Origin of the sequence: Chryseobacterium viscerum, from assembly GCF_025949665.1 — a bacterium.
Taxonomy (GTDB): Bacteria; Bacteroidota; Bacteroidia; order Flavobacteriales; family Weeksellaceae; genus Chryseobacterium; species Chryseobacterium viscerum_A.
In genome coordinates, this window is the sequence record NZ_JAPDFT010000001.1 from 2,627,866 (window position 1) to 2,648,290 (window position 20,425).

A 20,425-nucleotide genomic window follows, 5' to 3' on the forward strand; every position below is an offset into this window, starting at 1 on the left:
AAGTTCAAAGTTTAAGGTTGTGTGTAACCAGCAACTAGTAAACTCGAAACAAAAGAAACCAGCAACTCGCAACCCGAACCCTCAAAACAAAATTAACTCGTAGCCAAACAACCAGCAACTCGTATGCTCGAAACCCGTACCCTTAAACCAAAATACTCAAACTCGCTGGCTGTACTTTCACATGAACCGGTGATTTGATCTTATTGAATTCACCGTCCAGGTGCCAGTTTTTGGTATTGACTTTAAATGATATTTCGGAAACCGGAAGATAAGTGACATATTCATCATCTTTCAGTCTTTTGGTGAACATTCTGAAAGCAAACAGCGCAGAATAGGTCAGAGGAAATTTTTTCACCAAAACCATATCTACCAGGCCATCACTTTTGCTTGCTTTCGGAGCAATGTAAGCGTTGTTGCCAAACTGACGGGTATTGGCAATATTCATCATCAGATAACGCCCATTGTACTGTTGGTATTCTTCATCAAAAAACTTTACTTTGATGGGTTTGTAGTTGAAGAAGGTTTTCAGGGAAACTTTGATATAGTTTTTGAATCCACGGCTTGTTTTTTCAAATTCCTTAACAACTTTACCGTCAAATCCTGTTCCTGAAACATTGATAGACAACCTGTCGTTCACCGTAAAAGTATCAATCTTTCGGGAATTTTTGATTTTTATTTTTTCTAAAAGTTCATCCAGATTTTTGCTGAACTGGGTTTCATTAGAAAATCCGTTTCCTGAACCCGCCGGAAAAATAGCCAGAATTTTTTCTGTATTAATCAGATTTTTGGCTACTGTAGAAATGGTTCCATCCCCTCCAATGGCCACAAAAATATCCACTTCTTCAAAATGGGCCTGGATAAACTCATCTGTTCCGGGAATAGATTCTGATACATAATACAACGGGTTGTTTACCTTTGTTTTAAGTTCGTTCAAAAACGGCTGATAGTTTTTTTTGGCCGAAAAAGGGTTGATAATAAAAGCTACTTTTTCCATTACCGCAAAATTAAAAAATGCTTCCTGATCTGGAAGCATTAATTTACTTAATTTTCATTCTTTCTTTAAATTCAGCATTTAAAGTTCCTTTCAGGTCTTCCCATGAAACAGGAATTGTAATATCTCCGGCTGCAAAAGCGGCAATTTCATAGGGACTGTAATGGAAATACAGGTTTTTATCATCAAAATAGAAGTTATCGGATGCCGGAATTTTCTCAACCAGCAGCATTTCTGAGTTTTTTACTTCTCCATCACCATCCATTGTTCCACTGTTGATTTTATCGATATTTTTCATCAGAATAGCTTCAATTTTATTTTTAGGCATTGAAGTAATATCTTTCAGTTCTAATTTTTTACTGTTTTTAAGATCAAAAACTCTTTCTGAAAAACCATAGTTGTCATGGGCTCCGCCTTCGTATCCGCTTCTTACATACTGAATATGCATATAATTGTTGGTATTGGAAATCAAATTCATATGTGAGCTTGAATACCAATTCTGGGCATAAGTAACATCTGAAACCCAATCTTTATTATCATTTTTTATAGAATTGAAATAATCATTCTTTTCTTTATCAAGATAAGCCTGAAGCCCTGCTTTGGAAAAGTCTTTGATTTTTTCATTCTGGAAATAGATGCTGTCTAATAGCTTTTTATCTTTTAATGAAGGAAAAACCAACAGTTTTGAAGTATAACTCACTTTTAAAGAATCTGTAATCTTTGTAGAATCATTCACTTTCACAGAGTCTACCACAAATCCTTCAGCGGTTTTATTTTCTGTTTTTTCTGCCGGCCCTGTCTTTTCATTTTTTTTACAGGCCGTCACTGCAAGGAAAGAAGATAATGCTATAACAGCAATCGTATTTTTCATAATTCTGATTTTTGATATCAAATACAAAAACCATTCAAAAGATGAATGGTTTTTGAAAAAACTTTATTTTTTTTGTAAGTTTTGCTTAAAAACTCTTAAATATTACTTCTTAACAAGGCTTATTACCTGATTTTCAAACTTAGAAGCTACTCCCCAGATTTGTTTAAATGCAGGGTAATATTCTTTCGGATAATCTGAACTGCTGACTTTTGTTGTGGTAGTTACTTCCAGTTTATTTCCTTTTTGTTCTACAGAATAGGTATATGCTATTTCTTTATCTTCTGTAACGATTCTTTTTTCTTTAGGCATTTCCTCAATTACATATCCTTCAGGAATTTCGAGAATAACTTTTTTCACTTTGGTGATAGGCGATCCAAAATCAATGGGATATTGTCTTACTTCCGTCTGATCAAATTCATTGGAATTTTTATTTAAAAACAACATTGGATTGATGATCATTTTCTTTCCTACTCTATCAATAAGGTTCATTGAAGAGAATTTCATACTGCTTTCAAAATCTCCATTTTCCAAAACTTTTGAATCAATATCCGTAAAGTCCATAGAAAAGTTTTCTTTATATTGCTTTTTATATTTTTCTGCGTTGTCATCATAGCTGTCTTTCACATACATCGCATAGGCACCCGTATCTCTGTCTGAATAAGTTCCGGAAATACTCCCGTCATCATTGATCTTACCATTCACGGTAAGGAAAGTATTGCTGGATTTTATATTCGCCATTTGAATCTGCAGAGTCTTTTCCTTAGTGACCAAAATTCCATATTGATTCCAGTTTTTAAGAGGTATTTCATCCAGAGAAGATTGTTTTGAGGTAGCATCATAAATATGCAGCTGGTTATCAATATTAATTGAAGCCAATACAAAATTCATGTTGGAAATATTGGGCGACACCAAATTAATCAATCCATTTTCCACGGTAGAAATTACCAACGGATCAGCTTTAAGGCCCGCCTCGCGAAGCATCATTACCAGAAAAAGGTTGATTTCTGCTGCATTCCCTACTTTGGTTTCCAACAATTTTTTGATACCATCTTCTGTATAAATCCCTTTATCTTTATTCCAGGTAAAAGTCTTCTGGACGTAAGAAAAAATAGCATTTGCCTTTTCGAGATCGGTTTTCATTTCTGAAACTCCTGCCGGCATGTTTTCTTTTGCCAGTTTTGTTCGCTTCAGCTCTCCTCCAAAATCATCGCTTTCATAAAGTCTTTTCCCAATCTGATCCCATGATGATGAATAGAGTTTAAGCTCACCAAAATTAGTAGAGTTCAACTCTGCACTGATTTTCGTCCTGAAGTTTCTGTCATTTCTTACAAACTTTTCAGTTTTAAAGCCTTTTAGGTTTTCATAAGCAAATCTGAAGGTTTTATACTGGGCACCATACAGGTTCCTTTCCTCCATTTCCCTGTATTTAGGTGAAATCCCTCCGGTATAGTTTACATTATATGACATATTAATAGGTGTATCAAAAACATATTCTGTGTTCAGTGAAGGAGTGTCAGATTCTATCAATACCTCTGGAATCATAAACCGGAACGGAGATATAATTTCATACTGATATTCTAAAACTGATCCATTTTTCACACTTGGAAAAGCAAATTTTGTCAGAGTAACATATTTATTCTCCTTACTTCTATATTGTGAACTTTTTTCCACTTTCACCGGAACTGTGTTTCCGTTTTCAAGATTGTATGTAAAAGCCTTGAATTTACCCAGTGATTCTCTGTTCGTTCCAACATTATAAATAGGGATTTCAAGATTCAGCCAGTCTTCAGCCTTATCTTTATCATAAATCTTAACTCTGTAATAATATCTTTTGTGCAGATTCCCTGTATTTGCATCCACCATAAAGTAAGCGGATTTATACAGAATTTCTGCAGGAGCATTTTCATCCAGTAACGATTTTGGCTTAGACAAATCTGCATCATTAAATTTCGGAGGATTCAGAAATTCGTATTTTTTCTGAGCATTAATCATTATGGTATTGGCAGAGCAAAGGACCAATACTATTAGTTTTTTCATGGTTATATTTTTGTTATTAAAATTTTTGAATTATCCATGTTCAGAATTTTCTTTCTGAAACTGATGTAATCATTGTATTTTTCTTTTGGGTACAGACCTTTATTGATCTGCATTTTTCTTGTCACTTTTATCTGATTATCACTTTTAACAAAGCTTAGCTTGTAGGACCCGAATTCAGAAGTGATGTTTGAATTATCCGGAGTTTCATCAACTTTATAGCCCATAGGAAGAATAAAAGCAATTTCATATTCATCTTCAAAGGACATATTGACTTCAAAAGGAAGTTCACGGTTCTCGTCTGTTTTATAAATAACATCAGAAAAAATGGGTACAGATCTGAATAAAAGGCTGTTTCCTGCTTTTTTAGAGAAATTATTCGTTTTAAAATCAAGATCATAGGTAATAACAGCATTATCTCTGTCGTTGTTGAAGTTTTTCATTTCCACTTTTTCAAAGTTCAAAATGTCAAAGTTGGCTTTTACCGCATCATTTTTCTCTTTTGGATTTAGATTTGCGAACCTTAAATTATAATCATACTGATTTCCTGTATAGTAAAAGTTCCCTGTTCCGGTAATACTGTTATCCTCGTTAAGATTAACTCTCAATACCTGCTTCTCTTTGTTCTGCTCGGCTTTATACACCGGCGTATTGATAAGTTCGATTCCTTTTGGGGTCACGGCCAGCGCATTTCTATCAGTTGTACTGTAGCTTAAATGGTTAAAAGCGATCTGCTGAGAAGTATTTTCAAGCCAGATATTTCCTTTTTCAGTCGGAACCATCAGAATAACATGGTTTCCACCCATAGAAGGAAATTCAGGATCAAAGGAAACCTGTGAACGGCCCGAGGTAATGATACAATAATTGGAAGGAATCCCTGCCTCATTCAGAAGGACTTTCATATAATTTGTAAGTCCCTTACAGTCTCCATAACCTTTTTTCTGAACCTCATCCGGCATCATAGGCTGCCAGCCACCTATTCCTAATGCCACAGCAATATAACGGCTTTTGTTCTGCATGTACTGATAAATTTTCTTCACCTTATCTTCTACAGATCCCTGCAGTTGTAAAGAGGCCACTTCAGCCTTGATAGCAGAGGTAGAAGCTGAAACAGGTACCAGAAGATCATTATAAATCCAGGTTCCGAAATCTGTCCAGTTATTCAAAGTTCCCTGCTTTCCTGCCAAACTGAATTTTGCCAGGGCAAAGTTTACTGCAGGTAATATTTTAATGGGCTGCGGAATCATAAAAGCATCATCTATAGCAGGTACGTTTTTGTATGAATACGTTTTATCATTTGCGCTGCCACTTTCTACAACGGAAGCATAGTTGTATTTTGACGGATAGATCTTGGTACGCAGTTCAATCCCTGAAGTATTAATGATTTTAAACTGTGCTTCTTCCAGGGATGTTTTGATAGAAGTAAAGGGTACAAAATCAGGAATGAAAACTGTATTTTCATCGTCAGTCTCATAAGAAAAGTCAACCGTATAAGGATATTGAGCCGGTGTATAAGAATATACTAAAACTCTGTTATCTGAATAAAAAATTCCTTGAGGGTTATTTGCTATATCCTGAAAATCAGACTTTGAAACACTTTTAATCTTTTTTCCGGCTTCATCGTAAATAATCACTTTTACATTTGAAATACGTCTTGACTTATCATAAGGAATATAGGCTGCAGCCTGATCATTTCCGTCTTTGTTTAAAACTGTAGTAACCGTATTATACTGGTATTTTATCTGATCAATTTTATTTATCTGAGCCGTTGTAAAATCTTTTCGTATAACAACATTTGCATTTTTCTTTAAATTCTCAGGAATTGCAGAAGCAGGATAGCTTTGTGCAAAATATAATGAGGCTGTAGACAAAGCCCCTAAAATTAAAAATTTCATCATTACTGTTAATTTTAAATAAATTATTAAAATTTTTATCTTATTTTTTTACTAAACTAATCACCTGATTTTCCGTTTCAGAGATTGTTTTCCAGATTTGTTTAAAAAACGGGTAGTATTCTTTAGGATAATTTTGGCTGGCAACCCCCATTTTTGAAGTTATTATTATTTTGTTACCTTGCGTTTCAACCTTGTATAAAAAAGATATTTCCTGGTCATCTGTAGCCATCTTTTTATCTTTTGGAAGGCTCAAAACTTTATAATTTTCAGGAATTTCCAATTCTATTCTTTTTTCTTTATTAAAAGCTGAAATAAAATCAATTTGATGTTTTCTTTCGTGGGACTGATCAAACAATTCTTTTTCAGCATTTAAAAACATGATTGGGTTGATCACTATTTTGTCTCCAATTACATCCATCAAATTCGTATCGGAAAATGTCATCTGAGTCTCAAAATCACCATTGGCCAAGAGCTTTGGTTCCACATTTTTCCCATCTATATTATATTGCAAAGGAAACGTTTGTTTATATTTATCCTTACTTATATCAAATTCATCATAAGAGTTTATTGCATACATCCCGCTATCCTTTTGTGTGAATATTCCTTTCACTAAAGAGTTTTGCAGGTCTATGCCGGCTTTAATAGACATCTCTTTTTTACTTATATTAGTATTGGAGAATGAAAGAGAGGTTCCTTTTTTTCCTTCCAGCAAAATTCCGAAATCATTCCAATCCCTCTCCGGTAACATATTCACCTTAGAATTAAAGGAAGTCGCATCATAAAAATAAATCTGATTATTAATTTTAACTGATGTTAATACAAAATTCAAATTATTAATATTAGGCGAAATAATATTTAAAATACCATTATCAACTGTAGAAATCAAAAGAGGATTAGCTTCAATTCCGGCATCTCTTAAAAGCATAATCAAAAGAAGATTAATATCTGCACTATTTCCAGATTTTGTTTTTATAAGTTGTCTTAAGTTTTGGGAAGCCATTATTCCCGTCTTCTCGTTCCACTTATAATTTTCTTTGACAAAATTGAAAATTCTATCTGCTCTTCCTAAAGGATCATAATATGTCTTAATATTCTCAGGAAGAACATCTTTCACATTCCCTTTTAAAAAACTTCCAAAATCATCAAAGTTATAAAGCTTGTCTGCAAGACTGTTCCAATCTTTAAACTCACTATAAGTAAAATATTTGGTTGAAAATCTTTTAAGTTCAGGTTTAATTTTCCCCCTGAATCTATCCAAATCTTTTACATATTTTTCCTTCTGCATAGATTTCATATCCGAATATCCGAATCTGAAAACATTATACAAAGCTCCTAAACGATCCTCAGTAGTGGAGACATGATATTTTGGTTTGATAACGTTTCCTGTACTGTTGAAAGAATAAGTAATAGGCTCGTCTGGGTATTCCAAATTATATTCCTGATAAACAACGGGAATATTGTACTCCAGAAAATATACAGGATTGGATATATTCTTACTTGTCACTTTATAGCTGTATTCTATCACAGATCCGTCTGAAATATTAGGTAAGGCAAGCTTATAAATATTTATTCCTTTTGTAAAATTCTCTTTTAATTGCTCTTTTTTATCAATTAAGATTTTTTCGACTTTATTATCGGATAAATTATATATTCTGACTTCAAACTTACTCAGAGATTCATCGGTAAGAAGAGGGATGCTTATATTAAGCCAATCTTCGGAACGCTTTTTATCATAGATTTTAATTTTTGAATACCATTCTTTCTCCAAAGAATTATCATTCATGATATTATATCGAACACTATTGTAGAGAATCTCAGCAGGAGCATCTTTTTCTATCAGTGAGTTAGTTTTCTTAAGATCAGCTTCATCAAAGACAGGTGGAGAGAGGAATTTATGTTGTGTAAAAAATACATTAAACACAAGACAACTCACTGCTACAGCAATTTTAGTATTAATTTTCATGGAATGTTATTATTTTTTGGAATTCTCAGGAATTGCAGAAGCAGGATAGCTTTGTGCAAAATATAATGAGGCTGTAGAGAAGGCCCCAAGAACTAATATTTTCATCATAGTTATTAAAATTAAGCAAAAATAAGAAAATCTTAATAACTGTTAAAAAAAATATAAAAGGCTCCAACATTGTGAAGCCTTAAACCTAATACTTTAAAAGTACTTTTTTAGATGTACTTATAAGGATATGAACACATTATCAACTTTTCATTTTTAAATTCTGAAAAGTTAAAACAGAATATTTATACTTATTCTAGATATTTATTCTGTGCATGAAGTGGTAAACTTCATATTGTCTGCGTTTCAAATTTAAAATAAATTATGATTTATATAATTCAAAAGCTGTAGAATTAATAACAAACAGTAGTACAATTAATTCTACAATATAAAGAACTATTCATAAAAAAAGACCTCATCTCTGAAGTCTTTTATTTTTTTTAATTTTGTTTTTAATCATTTGGGATCAACTTACTATCGTACTGATCACTTCCAAGTGCCAATACAGGAATAAAGATAAATCCCAAAAAGAGAATCAGAATGGTATACAGAGGAGTCTCTTTGGAGAAACCTTTGGCTAGTCTGTCATATACAACCCAGCACGCATAGATATTTACCAATGGAATACAGAAAAGAATGATCCACCATATGGGTTTCTTCACGATTTCCAGCAACACTATTAAATTATAAATTGGGATAAAAGCAGCCCAGGCATCTTGTCTTCCTGCTTTCTGAAAGATTTTGTACATGCAATATCCATAGAAAATATAACATAGTAAGCTGATGAACATTGTTCCGATCCCTAATCCTGCAGCGGCTGCACCAGATACTGCATCTGTCCCATTATAAGGGTCTGTTTGTAAAAGAGTTAGCATATTATTGTTTTTTTGGTTTATCCAAATATAAAAAAAGCTTCTAAATAATTAGAAGCTTTTTTTATTATATTTTAAAAAACGTTATGCATCAATTTTTGCATATTTCGCATTTTTCTCGATAAACTCTCTTCTCGGTGGAACTTCATCTCCCATTAACATTGAGAAAACACTGTCTGCTTCCACTGCATTATCAATGGTTACCTGCTTCAGAATTCTGTGTTCAGGATTCAGGGTTGTTTCCCAAAGCTGTTCAGGGTTCATTTCCCCAAGACCTTTGTAACGTTGCACTTCTACTCCTTTCCCATCCGGAGACATCTCTAATGTAAACTCTTCACGTTCTTTTTCATTGTACGCATACACTTTTTTATTACCTCTCTTTAAAAGGTATAAAGGCGGCTGAGCAATATAGATATACCCGTTCTCAATAAGTTCCTTCATATATCTGAAGAAGAAGGTAAGAATAAGTGTAGAAATGTGAGATCCATCAATATCAGCATCGGTCATAATCACGATCTTATGATATCTTAGCTTAGCCATGTTCAATGCTTTGCTATCTTCTTCCGTACCTACAGAAACTCCAAGAGCGGTATAGATGTTTCTGATTTCCTCGTTGTCATATACTTTATGAAGCATAGATTTCTCTACGTTCAAAATCTTACCTCTCAGAGGAAGAATAGCCTGAAAGTGTCTGTCTCTTCCCTGTTTAGCCGTTCCACCTGCGGAATCTCCCTCTACAAGGAAAAGTTCGGATTCAGCCGGGTCTTTGGATGAACAGTCAGAAAGTTTCCCGGGAAGACCAGAACCTCCCATTGGAGATTTTCTCTGAACCATTTCACGGGCTTTTTTCGCAGCTTGTCTTGCCTTGGCAGCTAAAACAACTTTTTGAACGATTATCTTCGCTTCATTAGGGTTCTCTTCCAGGAAGTTCGTAAGCATTTCCCCTACAATCTTATCAACAGCACCAGAAACTTCAGAGTTTCCTAATTTTGTTTTGGTCTGCCCTTCAAACTGAGGTTCCATTACTTTTACAGAAATTACTGCTGTTAATCCTTCACGGAAGTCATCACCCGTAATTTCTACTTTTTCTTTTGCCGGAAGCCCCAATTCATCTGCATATTTCTTTAAAGTTCTTGTTAAAGCTCTTCTGAAACCTGCAAGGTGAGTACCTCCTTCGTGGGTATTAATATTGTTAACATAAGAGTGAAGATTTTCGTTGAATGACGTATTATAACGCATCGCCACTTCAACAGGAATATCGTCTCTTTCACCTTCCATGAAAATCACGTGCTCCATGATAGATTCACGGCTACCATCGATATAAGCAACAAATTCTTTCAATCCTCCTTCAGAATGAAAAATTTCTGAGCGGAAAGAACCATCTTCCAATTGTTCTCTTTCATCAGTAAGCGTAATCGTAATTCCTTTATTAAGGTAAGAAAGTTCTCTTAAACGGCTTGCTAATGTATCATAGTTGTAAATCAGTTCCGTAAAAATGGTATCATCCGGCTGGAAAAACTGCTTTGTCCCTCTTTTCTCACTATGTCCGATCTCTTCAACCTGAGTCTGTGCTTTTCCTTTAGAATAAATCTGTTGATAAACATTTCCGTCTCTGTAAACAGTAGTTACCATTTCGTTGGAAAGTGCATTCACACATGATACCCCAACTCCGTGAAGACCTCCTGAAACTTTGTAAGAGTCTTTATCAAACTTACCACCGGCTCCAATTTTTGTCATTACAACTTCAAGGGCTGATTTCTGCTCTTTTTCGTGGAAATCAACCGGGATACCTCTACCATTATCACTTACTTCAATTCCGTTTCCTTCCTTGATGCTAACGAAGATCGTGTCGCAGTATCCTGCCAATGCCTCGTCAATAGAGTTATCTACTACTTCATAAACCAAATGGTGAAGACCTCTTGTTCCTACGTCACCAATGTACATTGAAGGACGCATACGAACGTGCTCCATTCCTTCCAATGCCTGAATACTACTAGCTGTATATTGTTTTTGACTCATATTAAATATTAAAAATCTTGCTATATGCAAAGACTTACAAATATCGTGATTTTTTTCGAGGTATGAAAGTTAAAAAGTGTCAAAAAAATGTAGAGTTTTCTTATTGAAAACATAAGGAATAGGATACCAGGTCAAAGAATCAAAATTAAAATCTATTGGTGAAATACCAACTGTCGTAAATCATATTCAACATCAATAATTTATGCGTAAATTTATTTACTGAAAAGTTGATATTATGGATGATTTTATAGCAGCACGCGCTCAGATGGCACTCTCTCTGGGCTTTCATATCATATTCTCCTGTGTGGGTATGGTGATGCCTTTTCTGATGGCTTTTGCCCATTGGAAATACCTAAAGACCAATAATGAAGTATATAAAGGATTAACAAAAGCATGGAGCAAAGGGGTAGCTATCCTTTTTGCTACAGGAGCCGTTTCAGGAACAATGCTTTCTTTTGAACTGGGGCTTTTATGGCCCGGTTTTATGAAACATGCCGGTCCTATTTTCGGAATGCCGTTTTCACTTGAAGGAACAGCCTTTTTCATTGAGGCTATTGCCATCGGATTTTTTTTATATGGCTGGGAAAGATTCAACAAATGGTTTCACTGGTTTTGTGGATTTCTGGTTGGCGTAAGCGGACTGGCTTCCGGAATTCTTGTAGTAGCTGCCAACTCATGGATGAATTCTCCAACAGGTTTTGATTATATCAATGGACAGTATATTAATATAGATCCGATCAAAGCGATGTTCAATGATGCGTGGTTCCCCCAGGCTCTTCACATGACGGTTGCTGCATTTTGTGCGACAGGATTTGCGGTAGCCGGAGTTCATGCCTTTATGATCATGCGGAAAAGAAATATTGAATTTCATACCAAAGCGTTTAGAATTGCGGTAGGTTTTGCCCTTATCGGAGCATTCGGAGCACCTTTAAGTGGTGATATTGCGGCAAAATCAGTAGCAGAACGACAGCCTATTAAACTGGCGGCTATGGAAGCTCATTTTGAAACTGAAAAAGGGGCTTCTTTTATTGTCGGAGGAATTCCTGATGAAGAAAAAGAAGAAGTGAAATATGCTGTGAAAATTCCAAAGGTTTTAAGTTTTCTGGTGAGTAATGATTTCAATGCTGAAGTAAAGGGTCTTAAAGATTTCCCAAGAGATGAATGGCCACCGGTTGCAGTTGTTCACTATGCCTTTCAGATTATGATCTTTTTCGGGGTGGTAATGATTGGTATTGGAATCGTTTATTTATATTCTTTTTTCTTCAGAAAAGAATGGCTGAGTAAGCACTGGCTGTTAAAAACCTTCTTAATAGCAACCCCTTTTGGGTATATTGCTCTGGAAGCAGGATGGACAGTGACCGAAGTAGGAAGACAACCATGGATCATTTATGGAGTAATGAGAACTATAGATGCGGTAACCCCCATGCCTGGAATACAGTATTCATTCTATTTCTTTACTGCTATTTTCATATCATTATCATTGATTCTTGTTTTCCTTTTAAAGAGACAGATCCAAATGGTACCGAAACTTTATGATCCTACTGATTCTCAATTTAACGATAAAAACAAAAAATCATGATCTACGTTGTAATAGGTTTTCTCTGGCTTTCTATCTGTCTTTATATTATTTTGGGAGGAGCTGATTTCGGAGCTGGTATTGTAGAACTTTTCACCAATAAAAAAGCCAGACACAAGACTCATGAAATCATGTATGAGTCAATTGCTCCTGTATGGGAAGCAAATCATATGTGGCTGATTATTGCCATTGTAATTCTCTTTGTAGGATTTCCTGAAATTTATACCACCATGTCTACCTATCTTCATATTCCTTTGGTATTGATGCTTGTGGGTATTATTGCAAGAGGAACCGCATTTACCTTCAGACACTATGATGCTGTGAAAGATAACTGGCAGGTTTTATACACCCAGATTTTCTACTATGCAAGTCTGTTAACGCCGTTCTTTTTAGGATTAATAGCTGCTGCAACGGTTTCCCACTCTATCAATCCTGATGCGGTAAGTTTTGTAGATTTATATATTTTTAGCTGGCTGAACTGGTTTGGGGTTTCTGTGGGACTATTCACTGTTGCATTGTGTGCCTATCTTGCTTCTATCTTTTCATTAAGAGAAACCCGTGATAAAGTGGACCTTTTACTGATGATAAGAAAGTCCAAGCAGACAATGATTTTTGTTGTGATTACAGGAATATTAGTGTTTGTGACTGCTTATATTTCAGATATTCCTCTTTTGATGTGGGTATTTTCCAAACCTTTGGGTATTATGGCTATTGCTTTTGCAACCATTGCCTTATTACTTATTTTAAGAGCTCTGAACCGTCAAAAACTACTTCCTGTACGTGCATTGGCAGGATTCCAGATGGTTATGATTTTAGTGGCCGCAACGTATCAGCATAATCCGAATATTATTTTATTAGGAAACGGACAACATCTTTCATTACTGGAACATATGGCTCCCGAAAAAACCATTGCAGCATTGGGCTGGGCTTTGATGTTGGGCTCCTTATTTATTCTTCCGTTTTTATTTTATCTGATGGCTTCTTTCAGTAAACTGAGAAAATAGATGAAATATGCAGAGCTATAAGGATAAAACAGAGCTCATTGAGGAACTCAAGAAAAGATATCTGCTGTATGATCAGGAATTTGATACTATAAAAGAAGAGGAAAAGGATCTTCTACTACCGGGAATTGACAAAACTCCATCACAAAATATTTCCTATCAATTGGGCTGGACACATCTGCTTTTACAATGGGAATCTGATGAAAGCAAAGGAATTGATGTAAAAACTCCTACGTCTGAGTATAAATGGAATAATCTGAAAGGACTATACCAATCTTTTTATGATCAGTATGACTCTTATAGTTTACAACAGCAGAGAGAACTGCTGCGAAATCAGGTTAATGAAATTATGAACTGGATAGAAAGCCTTGATGATGAAACATTATTCTCTCCCGGACAGAGAAAATGGGCTACAACTCCCGCTCAGTGGCCAGTTTGGAAATGGATTCATATTAATACTGTGGCTCCATTTAAAAACTTCAGAACACAACTTCGGAAATGGAAAAAAGAAAAAGGTACAGAATAGCTCTGTACCTTTTATATTTATATTTTCTGAGAAATCTTAAGCTAGTTTCATCAAAAGATTCTCGTCAATTTTCTCTACTTTCACAATATTGTTCTTTGTAAGAGTTTTGGAAGCTTTATCCCATTTTTTACCAGATAACTGGCTTCTTTCTTTTACTTCAGCTAAAGACATTGCTTCTTCCTGAGAGTTAAGAATTTCAAGGATAACCTTTTCATCTTCTCCCAGTTCAATCTGTGGAACCGCTTTTTCCGGTCTCATCTGAGGGAAGAATAATACTTCCTGGATAGACGCATTATTCGTCAAGAACATAATTAATCTGTCCATACCGATTCCTAACCCTGAAGTTGGCGGCATACCATATTCCAATGCTCTTAAGAAGTCCTGATCGATGAACATTGCTTCGTCATCTCCTCTTTCAGATAAAGTCATCTGTGCTTCAAAACGCTCTCTCTGATCGATAGGATCATTAAGCTCTGAATACGCATTGGCGATTTCTTTACCGCACACCATTAATTCAAAACGCTCTGTTAAGCCTTCTTTGCTTCTGTGTTTCTTTGTAAGCGGAGACATTTCGATCGGATAATCTGTAATGAAAGTTGGCTGAATGAAGTTTCCTTCACATTTTTCACCGAAGATCTCATCAATTAATTTTCCTTTACCCATCGTTTCATTCACCTCAATACCGATAGATTTGGCAAAATCATATAATTCTTTCTCCGTTTTTCCTGTGATATCAAACCCTGTATATTTCAGGATCGCTTCCGTCATGGAAACTCTTGGATAAGGAGCTTTCCAATTGATAGTGTGCTCACCGAAAGTAGATTCTGAATTTCCATTTACCTGAGTGGCACAGAATTCCAGTAATTTCTCAGTGAAATCCATCATCCAGTTGTAATCTTTGTACGCTACATAGATTTCCATAGCGGTAAACTCAGGATTATGCGTTCTGTCCATCCCTTCATTTCTGAAGTTTTTTGAGAACTCATATACTCCGTCAAAACCACCTACGATCAATCTTTTCAGATATAATTCGTTGGCAATTCTTAAATATAATGGAATATCCAACGCATTGTGATGCGTAATGAATGGTTTTGCTGCAGCACCACCAGGGATTGACTGTAAGATTGGAGTTTCCACTTCAAAATATCCTGCATCATTAAAGAATGTTCTCATGGCATTGAACAATTTTGTTCTTTTCACGAAAATTTCTTTAACCTGTGGATTTACCGTTAAATCTACATAACGCTGTCTGTATCTTAGTTCCGGATCTGTAAAGCCGTCGTGTACAACACCATTTTCGTCAGTTTTAGCCTGAGGAAGAGGACGTAAAGCCTTTGTAAGAAGTGTAAAGTTCTTTACTAAAACAGTCTTCTCTCCTACCTGAGTTGTAAATAATTCTCCTTCGATACCGATAATATCACCGATATCCAAAAGGTGTTTGTATACTTCATTATAGAGCTCTTTATCTTCACCCGGACAAATCTCGTCTCTGTTGAAGTAAACCTGAATTTTTCCTTTAGAATCCTGCAATTCTGCGAAAGAAGCCTTTCCCTGAATTCTGCGGGACATCAATCTACCAGCGATCTTTACCTGTTTACTTTCAGAAAAGTCCTGTTTTATAGATTCTGTAGTATCTGTAATGGTATACTCATCCGCAGGGAACGCATTAATCCCCATTTCAGTAAGCTTATTCAGCTTTTCTCTTCTAATGATTTCTTGTTCTGATAATTGCATTTCTTATTTTTCTAAAAGCGTACAAATTTAGGCATTTTTGAGTTGACCGTCAATTGATTTTTTCAGAAATTTCAAAATGTAAAGGGGAATGGTGTTGAGAGGCGGAAAACGAGGTGCTGAGATTCGCGATCCGGGGTGATGTCCATAGTGAATTTTGATGGAGAATCAAGATAATGATAACCTAATAAAACCAGCAACAAAAAAAAAGCAACCAGCAACCTTAAACTTTAAACAAACCACCTTCTCCTCTCCTTCTGAGGAATAAACGTCCACGCCAGCATTCTGCTAACCTTTTGTCCCTGAGCCATATCAATAGTTTTCACTTCTATTGCTTTTACTTTCTTTAGAAAATGAGTCAGCTTATTGAGATTGTCTTTTTTGGAAACCAGGCAGGTAAACCAAAGAACCTGTGATGAAAATAATGCACTTTCATTAATCATCTTAGTGATAAAAGCCAGTTCACCTCCTTCACACCAAAGTTCCGACTGTTGGCCGCCAAAATTAAGCAAAGGCTGTTGGGAGTTTGATATTTTAAGATTTTTTATTTTTCTGATATTCCCTTTCAATGCAGCTTCCTCAGAATCATGAAAAGGAGGATTGCACATAGTAAAAGTAAATCTGTCTTCAGGACCCATAATATTTTTAAAGATGTGCTCAGCATCGGGCTGCCTTTTCAACTGAATAACAGATGAAAGATCTGGATTTTGATCTAAAATATGCTGGGCATTGGTCAAAGAATTCTGATTGATATCTGTTCCCAGCATGGTCCAGCCATAAGATTTGTGACTGATTAAAGGATAAACAAGATTGGCTCCTGTTCCTATATCCAGGCCTTTTACAGAATTTCCTGCCGGAATTTCATCAAGCTGTTCGGCTAAAAGATCGGCAATATAATGTACATAATCTGCACGTCCGGGAATGGGCGGACAAAGATTGGTATCCGGAATATCCCAGCCTTTAATATGATAAAAATGTAAGAGTAAGGCTTTGTTGAGCAGTTTCACCGCTTTTGGAATGCTGAAATTGATGGTTACCGTCTGATAAGCATTAATGAAAACATAGTGTTTCAGTTCAGGCACACAAGAAATAAGCTGATCAAAATCATAGGGATTGCGATGCAGATTTCTTGTGTGCAGACTGGATTTTTCAGCAGACATATTTTATTTCTTCTGGCTTAAAATATATTCCACCATTTTTTTGGCATCTTCTTTAGATACCTGTGGATGGGCTGCCATAGGCACACTTCCCCATACCCCACTACCGCCTTCTATAATCTTGGAAGCCAGCAATTCGGTATCCTTTTCAGAATACTTTCCTGCAATTTCCTTATAAGAAGGTCCTATCATTCTCTCATTTACAGAGTGGCATCCTGAGCAATCCAAGGTTTCCATGATCTGATCACCAGAAAGATTAGATTTAGCCGGTTCTGAAACAGCTGTCTCAGAAGAAGGAGCCACTTCTGCTGTATTTTCTTTTTTAGAACAGGAAATGATCAAAAGACCGAGTGTTCCTGCCAAAAGTATTTTTTTCATTATTTCTTCGCTGTAGAATCTGTTTTAGCAGCTTCAGGAGCAGTTGTAGCAGGAGTTGCAGCAGCAGGAGCAGCTGTTTTAGCTGTAGAATCTACAACAGTAGTTGCTTCCGGTTCTTCAAGCATAGTGTTGCTATCCTGTAAAGAATGATCTGGCTTTTTTTTGCAGCTTGCTAATAATAAACCTCCGATAAATGCGATTGCTAATACTTTTTTCATTTTTTTCTAATTTGGAAGCAAAAATATAAAAAATAAAGTTTTAAACTTATGACAAATGTTTTCTTTGATAAATATTTTTTTAAGGTTTAATTGCAATCAGATCCATAAAAAAATAATTCAAACACTAGGGAAATTAAAAAACAGCTTGTTATTTTTGTATCACGGATGATCCGAACCAAAACAATCTATTAATTGAAAAGTTTATGACTAAAAAAAATCTATTGGGTATAGCTTTCTTTGCTGTACACTCTTCCCTGCTCCTTTCCTGTGATAATTCATCAAACGAGCCACAATCAGAATATTCTGATAAAATTGAATCAGTAACGCTTTTAAAAACGACAAAGTCCTGGGATGGAACTGTGTATCCTGCTTATCCTACAACACAGCCTGAAATATCAGTTCTGAAAATTGCTGTCCCTCCCAACAAAGCTCTGGACTGGCATAAGCATCCTGTCATTAATGCAGCTTATGTGGAAAAAGGAGAAATACAGATCGAAAGAAAAGAAGATGGCAAAACACAGTGGGTAAGGAAAGGCCAGGCGTTACCTGAAATGGTCAACATTGCCCACAGAGGAAAAACCGGAGATAAAGGAGCAACACTGATTGTTTTCTACAGCGGAACTCCTGACATTCCACTTTCCGAACCGGTACATTAGATATTTTTAACGTCCTGCCCGCTAGATCACCGAGTCAAAATCTTTGCGGGTATGATGTTGAATTTAATATAAATAGGCTATAATAAATAAACGTTGTCCCTTTTATATTTTTTTGATAAGTTTAATCAGATTTTATATTAAAAGATAATCCTGTTATGATTTTAATTTCAAAAATTCTGTTTTTCACCAGCCATCACGGTTTTTACACTGTGGCCCTGCTGTTTGTGTTCTTTGGACTTCTTTCTTATCTGACTAAAAAAGTGTGGTTTCTGATCCCTATTATTCCTCTGGCTATATTAAATGGGTTTGGGGGACAATTTATAAACGCATGGTTTTTAAACAAATACGGAGTAGAAAGTACCGCTATTATCACGTCTGATGTAGAAACCAATTCTACCCTAAATGAAATGTATATTCATGATTATGAAGCTATTGTAAAGAAACAGGACGGGAAATATATTTCAACATTTTTCTCTACTACAACTGCTTCTATCTATCCGATTGAAAATGCAATCAGAATCCCGCAAACAGAGGTTTCTTTTCCCGTAAAATACATTCCGGGCTATGAAAAAAACATAGTGATTCTCTATAACCAGTCTGATGAAGGACAGGCTAATCTTAAATATTCAAAATTGGCTCCTGTCAATTCTGCAAAAATCAAATATGAAGCAGACAGAACCAATAAGGAATTCATTGAAGAATATATCGCGGCATTGGAAGAGTATGTAAAACATTATGATGATGAGACTTACAAAGAAAAAATCAAAGAATTACAACTTGAGCTTAAGGAGCTTAAATAGGAGATTCTTATATTAAGTTTTTTTAATTTTTAGTTTTTTTTAGTTTTTGTATTAAAAAAATTTCTAAATTTGTCCCATGTTTAAAATGAGCAACAATATTTGGTGGTGGCTTTCAAACTCTTCGTCGGGTCTGAAGGTATTGTCATGTTGCTAATCATACAGCAGAAATAATCAAAAAACAATATATAGGCTTTGACGGATACCGTTGAAGCCTTTTTTTATTCTTTAATCTTACAAAAAAACAAAATGCATACTGACACCATTAAAATAAAAACTGTTTCGAAAAAAACACTGGGAGACCTTCATACTCCCATGAATATTTACCTTAAAATCAGGGATAAATTCCGTGATACCATTCTTCTGGAAAGCTCGGATTCAAAAAGTATAGATAATAACTTTTCCTTCATTGCAGTGAATGCCATTGCAGGAATTGAAGTGAAAAACCTCAACGAATATGAAATCAAGCTTCCTGCTTCTGCTCCTGTAAAGCAATTGATGATGGAACGCAATATCACAGATATTTTTGAAGAATTCCGGACAATTTTTATATGTGAAGAAACCAACGACCCGATAGAACAAACGGCTCAGAGTCTTTTTGGCTATACAAGCTTTGAAGCGGTACAGTTTTTCGAAAACATCAATCTTAAAGCACAAAGCAAGGAAGTTGAAATCCCTATTCTGAGATACAGATTATACCAATATGTGATTGCAATCAACCATTTCAATGATGAAATGTATATTATTGAAAACTCTGTTGATGGCGTAAAATCTGAGTTTCATCTGTTGGAAAACCTTATTAAAAACCAGAATACTCCGGTATATCCTTTTAAAAAAATAAGCGAGGAAACATCTAATATTACAAATGAAGATTATATTGAACTGGTAAAAACAGCCCAAAAGCACTGTATGCGCGGAGATGTCTTCCAGCTGGTTCTGAGCAGAAGATTTGAACAAAAATTCAAAGGTGATGAATTCAATGTATACCGTGCTTTAAGAAATATCAATCCTTCTCCTTACTTATTCTATTTTGATTACGGAAATTACAAATTATTCGGATCAAGTCCTGAAAGCCAGTTAATTATAAAAGACAATAAAGCCATTATTCACCCGATTGCCGGAACATCCAAAAGAACAGGAAACTTTGAAGCTGATCTTCAAGCTATTGAAGAATTAAAGGCTGATCCCAAAGAGAATGCAGAACATACCATGCTGGTTGACCTGGCAAGAAATGATCTGGGAAAGCTCGGAAAAAATGTAACGGTTACCAAACTTAAAGAAATCCAGCTGTTCTCTCATGTTATTCATATGGTAAGTGAAGTGACAGCGGATGTTTCCACTGATATCAATCCTCTTGAAATGGTATCTGCAACCTTTCCCCAGGGAACACTAAGCGGTGCACCGAAGCATAGAGCTCTCCAGCTGATCAACCAATATGAAAAAGATTCCCGCGGATATTATGGCGGCTGTATAGGAATGATCGGTTTGAATGGCACCTGCAACCAGGCTATTATGATCAGAACTTTCCTAAGTAAAAACAATACACTTTTTTACCAGGCGGGTGCCGGTATTGTGGCAAAATCAGTTCCGGAAAATGAACTGCAGGAAGTTAATAACAAGCTGAATGCTCTTAAAAAAGCAGTTGAAAAAGCAGAAAAAATAGTTGAAAAATAAAACAAGTCCCAACAACCAGCA

Annotated in this window: 17 protein-coding genes; 6 read left to right on the forward strand and 11 right to left on the reverse strand. The window is 35.5% G+C overall.

Annotated features, from left to right (window positions below):
* Positions 1-142 precede the first annotated feature (142 nt).
* The 7 genes from OL225_RS11905 to gyrB all read right to left on the reverse strand — a co-directional run bounded on the left by OL225_RS11905 (position 143) and on the right by gyrB (position 10,690).
* Positions 143-1,033, reverse strand: a complete 891-nt coding sequence (locus OL225_RS11905; RefSeq protein ID WP_413541848.1) for a diacylglycerol/lipid kinase family protein — start codon at positions 1,031-1,033, stop codon at positions 143-145.
* Between the two features lie 4 nt (positions 1,034-1,037).
* On the reverse strand, positions 1,038-1,862 hold the full coding sequence (locus OL225_RS11910) for an RsiV family protein (RefSeq protein ID WP_264518391.1): 825 nt from the start codon (positions 1,860-1,862) through the stop codon (positions 1,038-1,040).
* Positions 1,863-1,964: 102 nt separating this feature from the next.
* Complete coding sequence (locus tag OL225_RS11915) at positions 1,965-3,899, reverse strand: DUF3857 domain-containing protein (protein WP_047376873.1); 1,935 nt, start codon at positions 3,897-3,899, stop codon at positions 1,965-1,967.
* Positions 3,900-3,901: 2 nt separating this feature from the next.
* Entirely contained in the window at positions 3,902-5,794 is a 1,893-nt protein-coding gene (locus OL225_RS11920) for a DUF3857 domain-containing protein (protein ID WP_264518392.1), read from the reverse strand.
* Between the two features lie 37 nt (positions 5,795-5,831).
* Positions 5,832-7,754, reverse strand: a complete 1,923-nt coding sequence (locus tag OL225_RS11925; protein WP_264518393.1) for a DUF3857 domain-containing protein — start codon at positions 7,752-7,754, stop codon at positions 5,832-5,834.
* A gap of 497 nt (positions 7,755-8,251) precedes the next feature.
* Complete coding sequence (locus OL225_RS11930; protein ID WP_047376876.1) at positions 8,252-8,674, reverse strand: DUF5684 domain-containing protein; 423 nt, start codon at positions 8,672-8,674, stop codon at positions 8,252-8,254.
* Positions 8,675-8,755: 81 nt separating this feature from the next.
* Positions 8,756-10,690 (reverse strand): DNA topoisomerase (ATP-hydrolyzing) subunit B, encoded by a 1,935-nt coding sequence (gene gyrB, locus OL225_RS11935; protein ID WP_047376877.1) that lies wholly within the window; start codon positions 10,688-10,690, stop codon positions 8,756-8,758.
* Between the two features lie 235 nt (positions 10,691-10,925).
* Here gyrB and OL225_RS11940 point away from each other — a divergent pair, with 235 nt between their 5' ends.
* From OL225_RS11940 to OL225_RS11950, 3 genes are read left to right on the forward strand one after another with little or no spacing between them, the layout of a single operon-like run.
* On the forward strand, positions 10,926-12,269 hold the full coding sequence (locus OL225_RS11940; RefSeq protein ID WP_047376878.1) for a cytochrome ubiquinol oxidase subunit I: 1,344 nt from the start codon (positions 10,926-10,928) through the stop codon (positions 12,267-12,269).
* Complete coding sequence (locus tag OL225_RS11945; RefSeq protein ID WP_047376879.1) at positions 12,266-13,270, forward strand: cytochrome d ubiquinol oxidase subunit II; 1,005 nt, start codon at positions 12,266-12,268, stop codon at positions 13,268-13,270. The genes OL225_RS11940 and OL225_RS11945 overlap by 4 nt, the downstream gene beginning before the upstream one ends.
* A gap of 7 nt (positions 13,271-13,277) precedes the next feature.
* Positions 13,278-13,793, forward strand: a complete 516-nt coding sequence (locus OL225_RS11950; protein ID WP_264518394.1) for a ClbS/DfsB family four-helix bundle protein — start codon at positions 13,278-13,280, stop codon at positions 13,791-13,793.
* 36 nt (positions 13,794-13,829) lie between these two features.
* Here the strand turns inward: OL225_RS11950 and lysS are convergent, their stop codons facing one another.
* The 4 genes from lysS to OL225_RS11970 all read right to left on the reverse strand — a co-directional run bounded on the left by lysS (position 13,830) and on the right by OL225_RS11970 (position 17,277).
* Positions 13,830-15,527, reverse strand: coding sequence for a lysine--tRNA ligase (gene lysS, locus OL225_RS11955; protein ID WP_264518395.1), 1,698 nt, complete (start codon positions 15,525-15,527; stop codon positions 13,830-13,832).
* Positions 15,528-15,754: 227 nt separating this feature from the next.
* Positions 15,755-16,684 carry a 23S rRNA (adenine(1618)-N(6))-methyltransferase RlmF gene (rlmF, locus tag OL225_RS11960; protein WP_264518396.1) on the reverse strand — a complete coding sequence of 310 codons (930 nt, stop codon included), beginning with the start codon at positions 16,682-16,684 and terminating at the stop codon, positions 15,755-15,757.
* Between the two features lie 3 nt (positions 16,685-16,687).
* Positions 16,688-17,059, reverse strand: a complete 372-nt coding sequence (locus tag OL225_RS11965) for a c-type cytochrome (protein WP_264518397.1) — start codon at positions 17,057-17,059, stop codon at positions 16,688-16,690.
* Positions 17,059-17,277 carry a hypothetical protein gene (locus OL225_RS11970; protein ID WP_264518398.1) on the reverse strand — a complete coding sequence of 73 codons (219 nt, stop codon included), beginning with the start codon at positions 17,275-17,277 and terminating at the stop codon, positions 17,059-17,061. Before OL225_RS11970 ends, OL225_RS11965 begins: the two co-directional genes overlap by 1 nt.
* 203 nt (positions 17,278-17,480) lie before the next feature.
* On the opposite strand from OL225_RS11970, the gene OL225_RS11975 reads away from it, so the two are divergent.
* The 3 genes from OL225_RS11975 (at position 17,481) to OL225_RS11985 (ending at position 20,404) form a co-directional block, all read left to right on the forward strand.
* Positions 17,481-17,933 (forward strand): cupin domain-containing protein, encoded by a 453-nt coding sequence (locus tag OL225_RS11975; RefSeq protein ID WP_264518399.1) that lies wholly within the window; start codon positions 17,481-17,483, stop codon positions 17,931-17,933.
* A 155-nt stretch (positions 17,934-18,088) separates the two neighbouring features.
* Positions 18,089-18,733, forward strand: a complete 645-nt coding sequence (locus OL225_RS11980) for a plasminogen receptor (KT) (RefSeq protein ID WP_264518400.1) — start codon at positions 18,089-18,091, stop codon at positions 18,731-18,733.
* 246 nt (positions 18,734-18,979) lie between these two features.
* Positions 18,980-20,404 (forward strand): anthranilate synthase component I family protein, encoded by a 1,425-nt coding sequence (locus OL225_RS11985; RefSeq protein WP_264518401.1) that lies wholly within the window; start codon positions 18,980-18,982, stop codon positions 20,402-20,404.
* The last annotated feature ends 21 nt before the right edge of the window (positions 20,405-20,425 follow it).